Origin of the sequence: Halotia branconii CENA392 (assembly GCF_029953635.1) — a bacterium.
In the GTDB taxonomy this organism is placed as follows: Bacteria; Cyanobacteriota; Cyanobacteriia; order Cyanobacteriales; family Nostocaceae; genus Halotia; species Halotia branconii.
In genome coordinates, this window is record NZ_CP124543.1 from 3,923,644 (window position 1) to 3,936,955 (window position 13,312).

The 13,312-nt window shown below is 38.2% G+C and carries 8 protein-coding genes; 1 reads left to right on the forward strand and 7 read right to left on the reverse strand.

Annotated elements, in window-relative coordinates:
• Positions 1–8 precede the first annotated feature (8 nt).
• Positions 9–893: a hypothetical protein gene (locus QI031_RS17195; protein ID WP_281480878.1), complete on the forward strand. Its 885-nt coding sequence runs from the start codon at positions 9–11 to the stop codon at positions 891–893.
• 103 nt (positions 894–996) lie between these two features.
• On the opposite strand, the gene QI031_RS17200 is transcribed toward QI031_RS17195, so the two are convergent.
• From QI031_RS17200 to QI031_RS17235, 7 genes are all read right to left on the reverse strand, one after another.
• The gene (locus QI031_RS17200) at positions 997–2,427 is read right to left on the reverse strand and encodes a dihydrolipoyl dehydrogenase family protein (RefSeq protein ID WP_281480879.1); all 1,431 of its coding nucleotides are present in this window, start codon (positions 2,425–2,427) and stop codon (positions 997–999) included.
• Positions 2,428–2,564: 137 nt separating this feature from the next.
• Positions 2,565–3,635 (reverse strand): threonine-phosphate decarboxylase CobD, encoded by a 1,071-nt coding sequence (gene cobD, locus QI031_RS17205; protein ID WP_281480880.1) that lies wholly within the window; start codon positions 3,633–3,635, stop codon positions 2,565–2,567.
• Between the two features lie 26 nt (positions 3,636–3,661).
• Positions 3,662–3,946, reverse strand: a complete 285-nt coding sequence (locus QI031_RS17210; protein WP_281480881.1) for an HU family DNA-binding protein — start codon at positions 3,944–3,946, stop codon at positions 3,662–3,664.
• 381 nt (positions 3,947–4,327) lie between these two features.
• Positions 4,328–6,523, reverse strand: a complete 2,196-nt coding sequence (locus QI031_RS17215) for an AAA-like domain-containing protein (RefSeq protein WP_343217803.1) — start codon at positions 6,521–6,523, stop codon at positions 4,328–4,330.
• Between the two features lie 24 nt (positions 6,524–6,547).
• A complete protein-coding gene (locus tag QI031_RS17225; protein WP_281480882.1) occupies positions 6,548–6,907 on the reverse strand; it encodes a response regulator in 360 nt (119 codons plus the stop codon).
• A 436-nt stretch (positions 6,908–7,343) separates the two neighbouring features.
• Positions 7,344–12,761 (reverse strand): trifunctional serine/threonine-protein kinase/ATP-binding protein/sensor histidine kinase, encoded by a 5,418-nt coding sequence (locus tag QI031_RS17230; protein ID WP_281480883.1) that lies wholly within the window; start codon positions 12,759–12,761, stop codon positions 7,344–7,346.
• 334 nt (positions 12,762–13,095) lie between these two features.
• Positions 13,096–13,251, reverse strand: coding sequence for a hypothetical protein (locus QI031_RS17235; protein ID WP_281480884.1), 156 nt, complete (start codon positions 13,249–13,251; stop codon positions 13,096–13,098).
• Positions 13,252–13,312 lie beyond the last annotated feature (61 nt).

Genomic DNA, 13,312 nt, shown 5'->3' on the forward strand with positions numbered 1-13,312 from the left:
CTGGCAACATGACTCGCAAACCTCACGATCAGTTTGCAAAACAGTTTTTAGAGGAGCTACTATCATCTTTGGGCAAGGTAGAAGCCAACAAGGAAGTGATAGATGAAGCTCGACAGGTAGATGTTTTGTTTTCACCAGTGCTAACAACTCCAGCGCAAGCACCAAATCTAGGGTTATTGGGCAGAATTGCCTTGCTGAATACAGCTTTACTGGAGCCGTTTCGCAATCAACCCAGTAAAACAGAAATACGGAACTGCCTTACAAAGCTGTTTGCCGTAATCGCAGACTCGCAACGTAAAGCCAAAAGAGAAGATACAACCATAGCAGAGAATAATTTAGCGCGGCTATGGATTTTGTCACCGTCAGCTTCAGAAAATCTGCTAGCAGGTTTTGGCGCTAAACTGGACTTAGAAACTTGGCTGCCTGGGGTGTATTTTCTACCCTTATCTTTTAGAGCAGCGATAATGGCAATCAACGAGTTACCTATTACGGATGAAACTCTTTGGTTTAGGTTGTTAGGGCGAGGGGCTGTTCAACAGCAAGCAGTTAGGGAATTGGTTGCGCTTCCATCGGAGAATGTTGTACGCCGTAATGTTCTAGAAATAATTTACAGGTGGCGCATCAGTGTAATGATGCAGCAAGAGTTAACTGAAGATGAACAGGAGTTAATTATGAGCTTAACAGACGCTTACCAGGAAGCCAGGGCTGCTGCTGTACTTGAAGGAGTACAACAAGAACGCCGCCAAGTTGTAGAAAATTTGTTGAGATATCGGTTTGGTTCTGTAGATGGGGAACTAACAAGAGTTGTTGATAGTTTATTACAGCTACCTCCAGAAGAGTTTACGTCTTTGTGTTTGCAATTATCTCGTGAGGAACTGTTAGATAGATTTTGAAACACGGGGCGATAGAAGTAATCTCTATACTCAGCCTTCCAGAAATCCGACAGTAGATAAAAAGTATTTTGTATTACAATTGTTGTCTTTAGACTTGGAAATATCATAAATTCCAATTACGGCGGAAATGGAAAAAGCCTTCTAAAAAGTCTTGCAAAGCAATTTTGTTATTTAATTTGTAGTTACTCCACTCTCTGGCAGCTTGTTCGAGAATTTCTGAAAAGCTGGGATAGACAGAAGCTAAATTTGCTAAATGTTTTACTGAAATTTTTTGAGACATAGCAAAAGCAATCAAATTTATTAACTCTCCGGCTTCTGCACCTAATATAGAAGCCCCCAAAATTTCCCCATTTTTTAATACTATTAATTTGCAAATACCTGTGGTTTCATCCCGCAGTTGGGCTGCTGCTACTGATTTATAATATTGCCGTAAAATTAAAACTTGATCTCGCTTAAATTGGCGTTTTGCTTGCGCCTCTGTCAAACCTACTTCTGCTAACATGGGGTGAGGAAATATCGCCCAAGGAATACACCGATAATTGACTTGGAACCTGGGAAAAAATAGGGCATTTTTCAAGGCGATTCTGGCTTCATAATTAGCGACATTAACAAAATCATAACCACCAATAACATCGCCACAAGCATAAATTCGGCGGTTGGTGGTTTGCAATTTATTGTTGACAACCAAGCGATGTCGCCGCCATTTTACTCCTACCGCAGCTAAATTGAGAAATTCTACATTGGGCTGTTGTCCAGTTGCTACTAAAATTTCATCAGCTTCAATTGCCTTATCTCCTGCTTGAATCCACTTTTTATGCTCAATTCGCATCACTTGAGTTACTACAGTTTGGGTGAGGAGGCGCACACCATCAACTTCTAATTGCGCTTGAAGTAGCAGGGCTATCTCTGGATCAGCATAAGGCAAAATATGGAGAGATTCGACTACCAGCGTTACTTTACAATCCAATCGCGCTAAGATTTGGGCTATTTCAATGCTTTGGGGAACACCACCAATAATCACCCAATTTTTGGGCAGTGTTGGTTCTTTCAAAGACTGCCAAATATTAGATAGAGTCAAGTAACCAGTGGTTGACAATCCTGCAATATCTGGAATTGCTGAACGAGAACCACTCGCGAGTAAATAAGTTCTGGCTTTGAGTAGACGGTCATTAACGGTAAATGCCAGATGGGGTGAAGATTGAAATTGACCACTGCCAAAAATTACATCAACTCCTAGCGCCGCTAAGGTAGCAGGAGAACTTTGTTGTTGAATATTTGAAACGACGCTGCGCGTATACAGCATAGCTTCTTGCCATGCTATGGAAGTCTGTGTGGCATGAATACCAAAATCCGTTGCATGATTAAGACTTTGTGCGAGTTTGCCAATTTCGCTCATGGCGTGGTGATGAAGAAACCTGCTATTTATGGGAGGTTCTACTAAAGCAACTGTGGCATGTAGTTGGGTGGCAACTAAAGCAGCGTAACGTCCGGCTAGACTACCGCCAATAATCACGACATCGTAATCAATAGTCATATTAGTCAATGGTCAGTAGTCAGTGGTCAGTGGTCAGTTAGTGTAGGTTGGGTTGACGTAAGGAAACCCAACACCTTTATCAATGTTGGGTTTTGCTGCGCTCAACCCAACCTACAATCTACAATCTGACAAAAAATTCAGAACTTAACACTTAGCAATGAGTGTAGCGCTGTTAGTAAGCGCTGGTTATCAAAATCGGAACGTACAGCAATCCTAAAAAAGCGATCGCCTAGTTCTTTAAAACTCAGGCAATCGCGGATTAAAATTCGCTCATGCTGGAGTAATTGTCGCTGTAACTGCAAACTTGACTGTTGTGACTCAATCAGTAAGAAGTTAGCAGCACTTGGTTGGGGTTGCAATCCTGGAAGTGAGGCTAAACCCGCAAACAGTTGATTTCGTGCAGGTGGTAGCCATTTCCAGGTTTGTTGTTGGAATTTTTGATCTTGGATGGCAGCAATTGCTGCTGCTGCCGCTAGGGTGTTTACAGGCCAGGGATCACGCCATAGTTGCCATTTAGTAAGGCGTTTGGGGTTAGCGATCGCATATCCTAATCTCAGTCCAGGGAGACTGTAAAATTTGGTTAGCGATCGCAATACCACTAAGTTCTCATATTCCTGCACCATCGAAATCAAGCTTTGTTCCTGATTGGGGTGCAAAAAATCCATAAATGCTTCATCCACCACCACCAAAGCAAACTGTTTCAAATAAGGCAAAATAGCTTGCCGCGAAAACAGCTTTCCGGTTGGGTTATGGGGATTATTCAGAAGTAGTCCTTTGTCCTTGGTGTTTTGTCCTTTATTAAATGACAAATCATCGTTATCCCCTAAATTTAAGGGAAACTCCAGTACTTTAGCGTTGTACGCTGCTAGGGTACGGTAATAATCGCCAAAGGCTGGAGTAATTAACGCTGTTGCGGCTAGTTCTACTAATTCCCTACCTGCGAGAGTGAGTAACTCTGCTGAACCATTTCCAGGCAGAATCCACTCTGGCGGTAATTGATGGAAGTGACTGAGAGCAAGTCTCAGTTCACTATAATCTGGGTCTGGATAGTGCCTGAGATTGTCGATTTGGGACGTAATAGCAGCGATGGCGCTATTTGGTGGTCCCAAAGGACTGATGCTGGCAGAAAAATCCAGAATAGCGTCAGGGGGACAGCCAGCCAGTGCTGCTGCCCAAGCTAAATTTCCCCCATGAGCTGGTTGCCGCATCAAAAAAATGTTTCCAAAAACAGAACCTATGATTTTGGGGGTGCGACTCTTTCTCTAAAGAGCTTACCAGCGGAAAAAGCAGGAACCTTAGTTGCTGGAATTTCCATCTTTTCATTGGTTTTGGGGTTACGACCTTCACGAGCTTTGCGTTCCCGTGATTCAAAGGAACCGAATCCTACTAGCGTCACTTTATCGCCAGAAGAAACAGCTTCAACAATCGTTTCCAAAGCGGCGCTTAAGACTGCATCCGCTTGTTTTTTGGTAACACTTGCCTTTTCAGCTACGGCATCAACCAATTCACCCTTGTTCATGTCAAACTCCTTGTGGTTTACTTGAGATTCTTTACGGATGCACCCTGTCGCATCCTTACGGAAATCTCTGTTGGGAGAAATATAAAAATCGTCCTTTGGGAGTACTTTTACTTAAAACGCCTGTAAATCCCATCGGCTCGACTTTTCAATGAATCATTCTAAGGCGTTGTAGCCTGAAGTGGATATATGAAACCATTAATTTATATGGATTTCAGGATTTTTTATGTTTTTTGGTAGTTCTTTCACTAAAAACCACCCCTAAATTAGGAAAAAATACTTACTAAATACCCTTTTAGTGAAAAATAGGTAAAGAAAAGTTAGTAATTCAAAATTCAAATTTATTTGCTTATTTACGTAATATAGGTAAATATTGATACATTTTCAATTTTCAATTTTTAATTTCCAAGAGGATGCCCAACTACTGTTAAAAATCAATTCATATATCCGGTTATGCACTTTCAAAGACCCTTCTTCTTTAATTATTAACCCCGACAACAGCAATTCTCTTGCTTCTGGACTATCTACTGCGGGAATTTTTTCTTGATGCCAAATTTGCTGATATAGTTCTAGTAACCCAACAGGGTGGCGAGTATTTTTGAGGATGCGATCGCGAATTGTTCGCAAATGCTCCGGCTCATCCTGTGATTCCCAATTATTGATGATATTCGTAAACACCAAACTTTCAATCCATTCTGCTTCACTATTTGTAGGAATAGCAGATACCGAACTGCGAATCAACTTACAAAGTTTCTGGGTAAGGAAAGGCTGACCACTAGTCCAAGCTAGTACTTCTTTGAGTACTAATTGAGGATTACTAACTTTTTGTGTCAATCCCTCCAACAAAGGTTGAGCTTCATGAACATGAAAACCATTTAATTGAATTGCTTGACCAATATTAAAAGGTGTTCTTTGATAATCCGTAATCAAATCGGACGGAGTAGCAACGCCAAATAAAGCAAAAGTTAAACGTCGATATTTAGGATTAATGCTGCGCTGATTATAACAAAAGCGAATTAAAGCAAAAAAATCATTAACTAGAAAATCTAAAGATAAAACACTATCAATTTCATCAATAAAAATAAAAATATTTTCGTCTGAAACTTGATCTAATAAAACATCTTCTATAAATCTACTTAAACACTGGATAGGTGATAAATTTTTTTGCTCATGCCACCAAGCTTTTAAATTCACCTTTCCTAATAAATTAAAACTCTGCCACAACTCCACGACTAATCCTTTATACCATTGAGCAGGAGTAATATTTTCGCAACCCAGGCGAGTGATATCGATGGCCGCACAGTTAAACCCTTGCTTTTGAAGATGATGTATAATCCTTACCATCAAGCTGGATTTGCCCATTTGTCGGGCATTGAGAACGTAACAAAACTCTTTATTCTTTAATGCTTTGTAGAGATAACGGTCTGCTGAACGCACGACATAAGTAGGAGCATCCATAGGCAAACTTCCCCCTACTTGATAATCAAAAATTGAAGATTGCTCTGCACTTTTAAGCAAAGCATTTTCAAATACAAGTTCTGCTTTAGTAGCTTTAAGAATTTCTAGTGTTTGTGATAGCTCTTGAGTCCGTTCTTTGACTTTTTGTTCTAAATTTAGGTTAGATTTAGCTAACGCTTCTTTAGCTTCTTGTAAGGCAAGATTCTTAACTTTCAACTCTAAAATTAACTGTACTCGTTCAGCTTCTGATTGTTTGCGTTGTGTGATATCTTGAAAAGCGGCTATGGCATAAACAATTTCACCTTGTTCATTAAAAATTGGCGTAGCCGACACCTCTAAAGGAATAATCTTGTCGGCTTGGTGAATCTCCATATTATCGATAATGACACTTTTACCGTTTAATGCTTGCACAATAGGCTGCTGTTCTGTAGGGTATAACTGCTTTTTACCTGCCAAATAAACTTGATAAATCTCTGCTAATTGAGTAGGTGTGGCTTCAGTGACGATTCCCTTACCAAGTAGCTGCTGTGCAGTTTGATTAGCGTAGTAAGGTTGACCATCACTATTAACTACGAATATGCCCACTGGCACAGCTTCTAAGAATTGAGTCAGCCTTGCTTGGCTTTCACGTAATGCTAACTCTGCTTGTTGGCGTACTGTGACTTCTTGTTGTAAACGTACTAATAATTTTGCTTGAGTTTCTTGTACTAAAAATTCCTGCTTCTTAGCTATTTTCATTTGCTGCACATGTTGCAGAGTTTTACTAGTTGTAATTTCTAAATCCTGAAAATTTATTGGTTTAGTTAAAAAGTCAAAAGCACCACGATTCATCGCAGTTCTGATATTTTCCATATCATTATACGCAGAAATAATTACTGCTTTAATAATGGGATATAACTCATTAAGTTTGGTAATTAAAGTTAACCCATCCATTTCCGGCATATAGATATCAGTTAACACTATATCTATATCCGGTTCCATTTGTAGTATTTCTAATGCTTCAACACCATTACGGGCAAAAATCAGATGAAATTGTTTTTCCCGAATTTTTTTTCTAAATTTCTGGCGGAGTAAGAGTTCTAAGTCAGGCTCATCATCCACAACCAGTATTATTGCTGGCATAGTTTCTTACCTGATGTAGATTATTCATAAATTAAGTATTTTTTCTTTCAGCTTGTCAAATTGAATAGGTTTTGTGATATAGCCATCAGCTCCATATTGTTTAGCTGTTAAGTAATTATATTCATCATCATAAGCAGTAATGATAAATACTTTGAGATTCGGATAATGATCTTTAATAACTTTGAGCATTTCTAAGCCGTTCATTCCAGGCATATTAATGTCGGTTACTATCAAAGCTAGATGATTAATTAATTGACTTTGTAAATATTCCAAAGCTTCTTCTGCTGAAAAAGCAAAATATAATTTGATTTGCTCTTGTTTAAGTTCTCTCCTAAATTTCTGTCTAAACAACAATTGAACATCTTGTTCGTCATCTACAACCATTATTTTCATTTAAAATTTATATCTTGACAAAGTGAACCAAGTATAGGTAAAAAGACTAGCTGAGTAGAGCTTTTATAATTTATAATTCAATGAAATCAAGATTTATTACACAAACGTTAGGTTAATATTTGCTAAATTACGTAATTTTTTATACCATAAAAACACAAGTGACTAAGTAGTGAATCAGAAATTGCACACACCAAAATGCATGAGATACCCTGATTGTATTTGTGTTTTTGTAGTCAAAAATTGAAAGATCAAGCATTTTTTAGTCAATCGTCATAAAAATGGCGATAATTCTATACTACTATGAGTGCTAAAGCACTCACCAAAGGCGGCGGGAAGCCTACTTCTTTGAGGAGTGGGATAAGCTTAATACAAACTGTAAGCATCTTTGTTTAAAATTTAGCAGAAGAAGTTTCTATACTTTTTGAAGCTATTTCCTGTAAGCAACAAATTTAGGTAAGATAATAATAAAATATGTATAAAAATTTACTTTTGTTTCTACTTTGATTTCTCCTTGATGTTGCTGGACAATAATATCATGAGTAATAGATAGACCTAAACCAGTTCCTTCACCAGTCGGTTTAGTTGTAAAAAAGGGATTAAAAATCTTATCTAGTGCTTCTTGGGGAATACCTTCGCCGTTATCGTGGATATGAATTTCTATTCGTTGATTCAAATCTTTAGTAGTTATCGAAAGCATCGGTGAAAATTCTTCACCATTAGCTTCTGCACTGGCGATAAAACGCATTTTCTTTTTATGTGTTGTATAGCAAGCATTATTAATTACATTGATAAAAGCGCGACTAATATTTTGGGGTACGACATTTACTTGACCAAGATTATCAGCATAATCTGTCTTGATATTGATATTGAAAGAGGGCATCTTAGCACGCATTCCGTGATACGATAGCTCGATCGCTTCTTTAAGCAAAGCGTTAATATCTGTCATTTGCCGATCGCCAGCATGTCCGCGCGAGTGCATCAGCATTGCATGTACAATATTATCTGCCCTTTTGCCATGCTCATTGATTTTTTGGGCGTTTTGTTTGAGATCGTTTAAGGTTTCTGCAATATATTCTCTAGTTTCTGGATCTAAACGATTTTGCTGATTGGCAATTTCTTCGCAGAGTTCTTGAGTTAACTCTACGGAAAGCTCGGCAAAGTTGTTAACAAAGTTTAAGGGATTTTTGATCTCATGGGCAATACCAGCTGTTAAAGCTCCTAGAGAAGCCAGTTTTTCTTGGGCAATAATTTGAGCTTGTGTGGTTGTTAATGTTTGCAGGGTACTGGCTAATTCCAGATTTGTCTTTTGGAGTTCTTGAGTTCTAATTTCTACTTTTTGTTCTAGAGTCCGACTGTAACCTTCTAGCTGATCGTAAAGACGGCAATTCTCAATAGAAATGGCGGCTTGAGTCGAAAGGATTCTTAAAACTTCCACGCGATCGCTTGTAAAAGCACCTGTGGTTAAATTATTTTCTAAATATAAAATACCGCTAAGTTTGCCTTGATGAATTAAGGCAGTACAGAGAATAGATTTAGGTTGAGTAGTAATAATGTAGGGATCAAGAGTAAATTGTGTTTCGTGGGTGGCATCATTTAAGACTACATCTTTGTGAGTGTGAGCTACATAATTAATAATAGCTGTTGATAAAAGAGGAATTTTAGTTCCAGGAGCCACTGAATCTATTGGCAAGGATTGCAGTAAAATTAAGTCATCAACATCTACTGTTCCTTGGGCTTCAATCACTAAGTTATCTTGTTTATAAAGAATCAAAAAGCCTTTTTGAGCGCCAGCGTTTTCAATCACAATTTTCATTAATTTTGCTAGCAACTTATCTAAAACAATCTCTCCAGAAATTGTTTGTGAGGCTTTCAATATACTAGCAAAATCTAATACACCTGATGTAGTTTGATCTGAGTTGCTAGTTAAAGGATTTAAGCCAATAGCAAAGCTTTCTGTTGAGGTTTTAGTCAAAAATCGTGGGTATCTGGCCTCCAAATCTTTGACTTTAGCCACAGCCCCCCAACGCTGATAAGCATAATGAGCATCTTGTAGGTAGTGGCGAGCCAGATGTTTTTGGTTTTTAGCTAAATAAAATCGCCCTGCTAGCTCATAAGCTAGAGCTTCTTCATGGAGATATTCGTGTTTATGAGCTAGAGTAATGGCGCGATCGTAATATTCTCTGGCATCTTGATCTTTACCTAATACACAGCAACGTTCGGCTTCTACTAAATAAAATTTGTGTAAATAATTCATGGGAGCATGATTTGCCCATGTTTGCATTTTTTCTTGGTTAGCAGCAACTTTTTCCAAAATGCTATTTTTATCATTTACAGAAGCATCAGCAAACATCATTAACCGAGTTAACGAATCATAAAAATAAGCCGGGGGAGCAAAACAAGTTGTTGCCGCATTAACTAAATATTCTTCCAACTTTGTTGCATTTTCACTTGCTTGCTCAAATTGATGAAAGTGATAGCTAAGGATTAATTTATTTGTATATAAATGCAGCATTGCAGTTCGATCTTGAACTTCTAAATGCAACGGCAGCATTTTGTTTTCATCGTAGACTTCACCATTTAAACAACAAGGGTTTTCTGCCTTACCAATCCAGTTGAGAACTACCTGCCAAAATATGCGATGCCAATTGAGAAATGCTTCTTGTTTAAGTTGAGCGATCGCTTGATGATAAATTGCTTGCTCTTGTTCTAGTTTTACTAATTCTTTGCCACTTAAATATGACATCATGCAGTAACCCATTGCTCCACCAGCAGCAAATTCAAAATCTCCACTTTCCAACCCACTTTGATAAGCTTCTAACTCGTATAACAGTACTTTTCTCAGATGCTCTTTTAAATGTCTGACAAAATTACAAAATACATAGATCTTGGCTTTAAGTTTTGTGGCATGGAATTTTTCTAACAGATGTAAAGCCAATTGACTGAATTGATATGCAGTATCAATCTGCCCCTGACCGCATAAAATTAATCCATAATTTGCATAAGCAAAAGCTGATTCAGCAGCGTTACCTCCAGTAACCGAAAGATTTATCTGTTGGCAAGCAATTAACGGAATCAGTTCATTTACTGTTAAGTAAGCAGGACTCCAGACAATAGTCATAATTTGCATGGCTGCCAGTTTGACCAAATCGGTCATTATCGGCAAGTCAATCAAGTCTGAGGGTGCTTTTGCTGCTAAAATTGAATGTGTTTGTTGCAAAGCCAAAATTATATCTGGTTGACTTGGTTGTTCTGGAAAGGTGATATTTAATAACTTCAATACTTGCAATGCCGTTTTAACAGCTTCTAGATGTTTGTTTTCTGCCCAATAAGATTGGATGCGAACTTCGTAAACTCTGACCTTTTCTAGTAGCGTCTCGGCTTGTTGCAGAACTATATTTGTTAATAGCTCCATTGCTGCAAAATCAGTACTTAGATAAGCCGCCTCTGCTGCCTCTACATGAAGTTCCAAAGTCAGATTGTATTGATGATGCCAACTATCTTGTTGTAATAGCCTTAAACCAGTTTGCAAATAGTTAAATGCTGATTGATAAGCTGCTGAGTCTTTGGCTTTTTTTCCCGCCTGTAAATTTAATTGTGCTAATTGATATTTATCTCCTTGGTGGTTAATTAAATCCTGTCCTTGGTTTAGTTGATTCACAATATCAAATAAATTTTCATCTTGCTTTTGTGGCGGCGTATTTTGTAGTAATAGTTGACCCACACGCAGATGCATTGCCTTTTTATCTATTTCAGGAATTAGTAAATAGACTGCTTGCTGGATTCTGTCATGGGCAAATTTATATTCTGCTGTCAACCTGTCTAACAAACCTTCTACATCTAGATTTGTCAATTTGTAAGTATTGCTTAGAGGTAACACAAATCTCTTAGCGATCGCTGGCCAAAGAACAGATGCTGTTTCTTGTGGCGTTTCCTCAGAAATTGTTGATAATTTTTCTAAGTTAAATCGGTTGCCAATACAAGCGGCTAACTTCAAAATAGTTTGTGTCTGTAGCGGTAATTTTTGCACCTTATCGGCCATCAATTCGACTACATTGTCGGTAATTTGTTGAGATTGGATCTGCTCTAAATTCCATTGCCAACAACTTTGTTGATAATTAAAAGTGACTAGGGCTTCTGCATATAAAGACTTTAAAAACTCAGTCATAAAAAAGGGATTACCATTAGTCTTATTCAGGATTAACTCGGCTAAGGGGATAGCAGTTGCTGGCTCACAGTGGCAAACATCGCTCACTAGCTGAGTTATCTGTAGTAAAGTTAAAGGTGATAGAAAAATCTGATTAACTGTTGCTTGGGCTTGCTTGATTTCAGCCAAAGTCAACATTAAAGGATGTGCTGCACTGACTTCATTGTCTCGATAGGCTCCGATTAAAAACAGATATTTACTATCTGCTACTGTCATTAACATCTCAATCAACTTTAACGAAGCCCCATCAACCCATTGCAAATCGTCTAAGAAAATAACTAGGGGATGTTCTTGACGGGTAAATACTTTAATAAAGTTTTGTAAGACTAAGTTAAAACGATTTTTAGCTGCTGCTGGTGGTAAATCAGTCACAGGAGGTTGCGAACCAATAATCAGTTCTATTTCTGGAATCACCTCAATCATCACTTGGCCATTACCACCTAAAGCCGTAAGCAACTTTTCTCGCCAAAGCGCGATCGCGGTCTCATTTTCTGTAAGTATTTGTAGTATTAATGACCGAAATGCCTGGATAATCGACGTATAGGGAATATTACGTTGAAACTGATCAAATTTTCCAGCGATAAAGTAGCCGCGTTGGCGGGTAATTGGTTTATAGACTTCCTGCACTAAGGCTGACTTACCAATTCCTGAAAATCCTGATACCAACATCATTTCATTTGCACCCAGGCTTACCCGTTCAAAGGCAGCCATTAAAGTTGCGATTTCTTCTTCCCGCCCATATAGCTTTTGCGGAATTTGAAACTTATCTGAAATATCATATTGTCCTATTAAAAAAAGTTCAATTTGTTGTTTGGCTTGCCATTGCTGTAAACATATTTCTAAGTCTGCTTTTAATCCACATACTGATTGATAACGATCTTCAGCATTTTTATTCATCAATTTCAAAACAATCTCTGAAATCATTTGAGGAATGTCTGACTTATATTCATGTAAAGGCACAAATCGTTTAGCAATATGACAATGTACTAACTCCAAAGCATCATCTGTAGGAAAAGGCAATTGACCTGTTAATAATTCGTAAAAAGTTACTCCTAATGAATAAAAATCTGTGCGATAATCAATGGCTCGATTCATTCGTCCAGTCTGTTCTGGCGAAATGTAAGCGAGGGTTCCTTCTAATACATTAGGATTGCGAAATGTAGAATTTTCTCGCGATAGTACTATCGAAATCCCAAAGTCGATGAGTTTAACTTGTCCTGTTTGCTGATTCCAAACAATATTAGCTGGGTTAATATTCTTATGGATTACCTGATATTGATGTATCTCTTTGAGAATTTGCACAATATTAATGGCAATAGAAAGAAATTCTGCAATAGTAAATTGTCTCTTTTTAATGAAGTGATTGAGAGATTCACCACCAAAATCTTCTAATACCATTACCCATTGATGCAAATAGTTTTCTAAGCTGTAAGCTTCTATCACCCCTTTAAGTCGTAAAGATTTGGTCGTCTCATACTCTTGTTTAAACCAAGCTATTCTTTCTGGTGATGGATAAGTTGGTTTGAGGACTTTGAGGATGATTGGTTGAGAATTTTCTAGGCGATATCCACGATAGACAAACGAGTTAGGACTATCATGTAGTGCTTCAATGATTTGGTAGCCTGGAAAAGATGTTGGCATTCATCTACCTCCCAATTATTTGAATTGTTATGTGGCGCTTTCCATTGTTAATACTTCCCTCTCCCTTAAATTTGGAGCAAAACGGCGGTAAATAAGTTGCTCTGCATAACGGTAAAGATTTATAACGCAAGAAAATTTGAGGAAATCTATATTTTCTCAGTGCAGCGCGGTGTCGCCGCTGAAAAACCGGATAACTCGAAAGTTTCACGTCCGGTTTTGTAGACGAGTCGCTCTGGTCAAAAGACACAGGAGAGCAGGGAGCAGGACTTCGGTGACGGGGCGGCTTAGTCACTATCACTGCTCATTTTACCCCTCACCCTATAAGGTTAACTTTTTATCTGATTCTGTTTCCACTCAGTTCCTTCTGCATAGCCTTGACGATAGTAGAGGAAGATATTAAGCAGCCAATGTTGGAGCAAGGAAAAACGCTTAATTGAGCCATTTCTCCAGCCCAAGCAATAGAGTCTGTATAAGCAACCCATACGTTCATTCTGCATTTCACATTTCCAATTGCTTACGTCTGCTGGTGTACTGCCTTTAAGTAATTAGCT

Bases quoted from the DNA above. Each gene is read 5' to 3' on its own strand.
- QI031_RS17230 (WP_281480883.1), bottom strand. From the start codon at position 12,761: ATGCCAACATCTTTTCCAGGCTACCAAATCATTGAAGCACTACATGAT.
- QI031_RS17195 (WP_281480878.1), top strand. From the start codon at position 9: ATGACTCGCAAACCTCACGATCAGTTTGCAAAACAGTTTTTAGAGGAG.
- QI031_RS17225 (WP_281480882.1), bottom strand. From the start codon at position 6,907: ATGGTTGTAGATGACGAACAAGATGTTCAATTGTTGTTTAGACAGAAA.
- cobD (WP_281480880.1), bottom strand. From the start codon at position 3,635: ATGCGGCAACCAGCTCATGGGGGAAATTTAGCTTGGGCAGCAGCACTG.
- QI031_RS17210 (WP_281480881.1), bottom strand. From the start codon at position 3,946: ATGAACAAGGGTGAATTGGTTGATGCCGTAGCTGAAAAGGCAAGTGTT.
- QI031_RS17235 (WP_281480884.1), bottom strand. From the start codon at position 13,251: ATGAACGTATGGGTTGCTTATACAGACTCTATTGCTTGGGCTGGAGAA.
- QI031_RS17215 (WP_343217803.1), bottom strand. From the start codon at position 6,523: ATGCCAGCAATAATACTGGTTGTGGATGATGAGCCTGACTTAGAACTC.
- QI031_RS17200 (WP_281480879.1), bottom strand. From the start codon at position 2,427: ATGACTATTGATTACGATGTCGTGATTATTGGCGGTAGTCTAGCCGGA.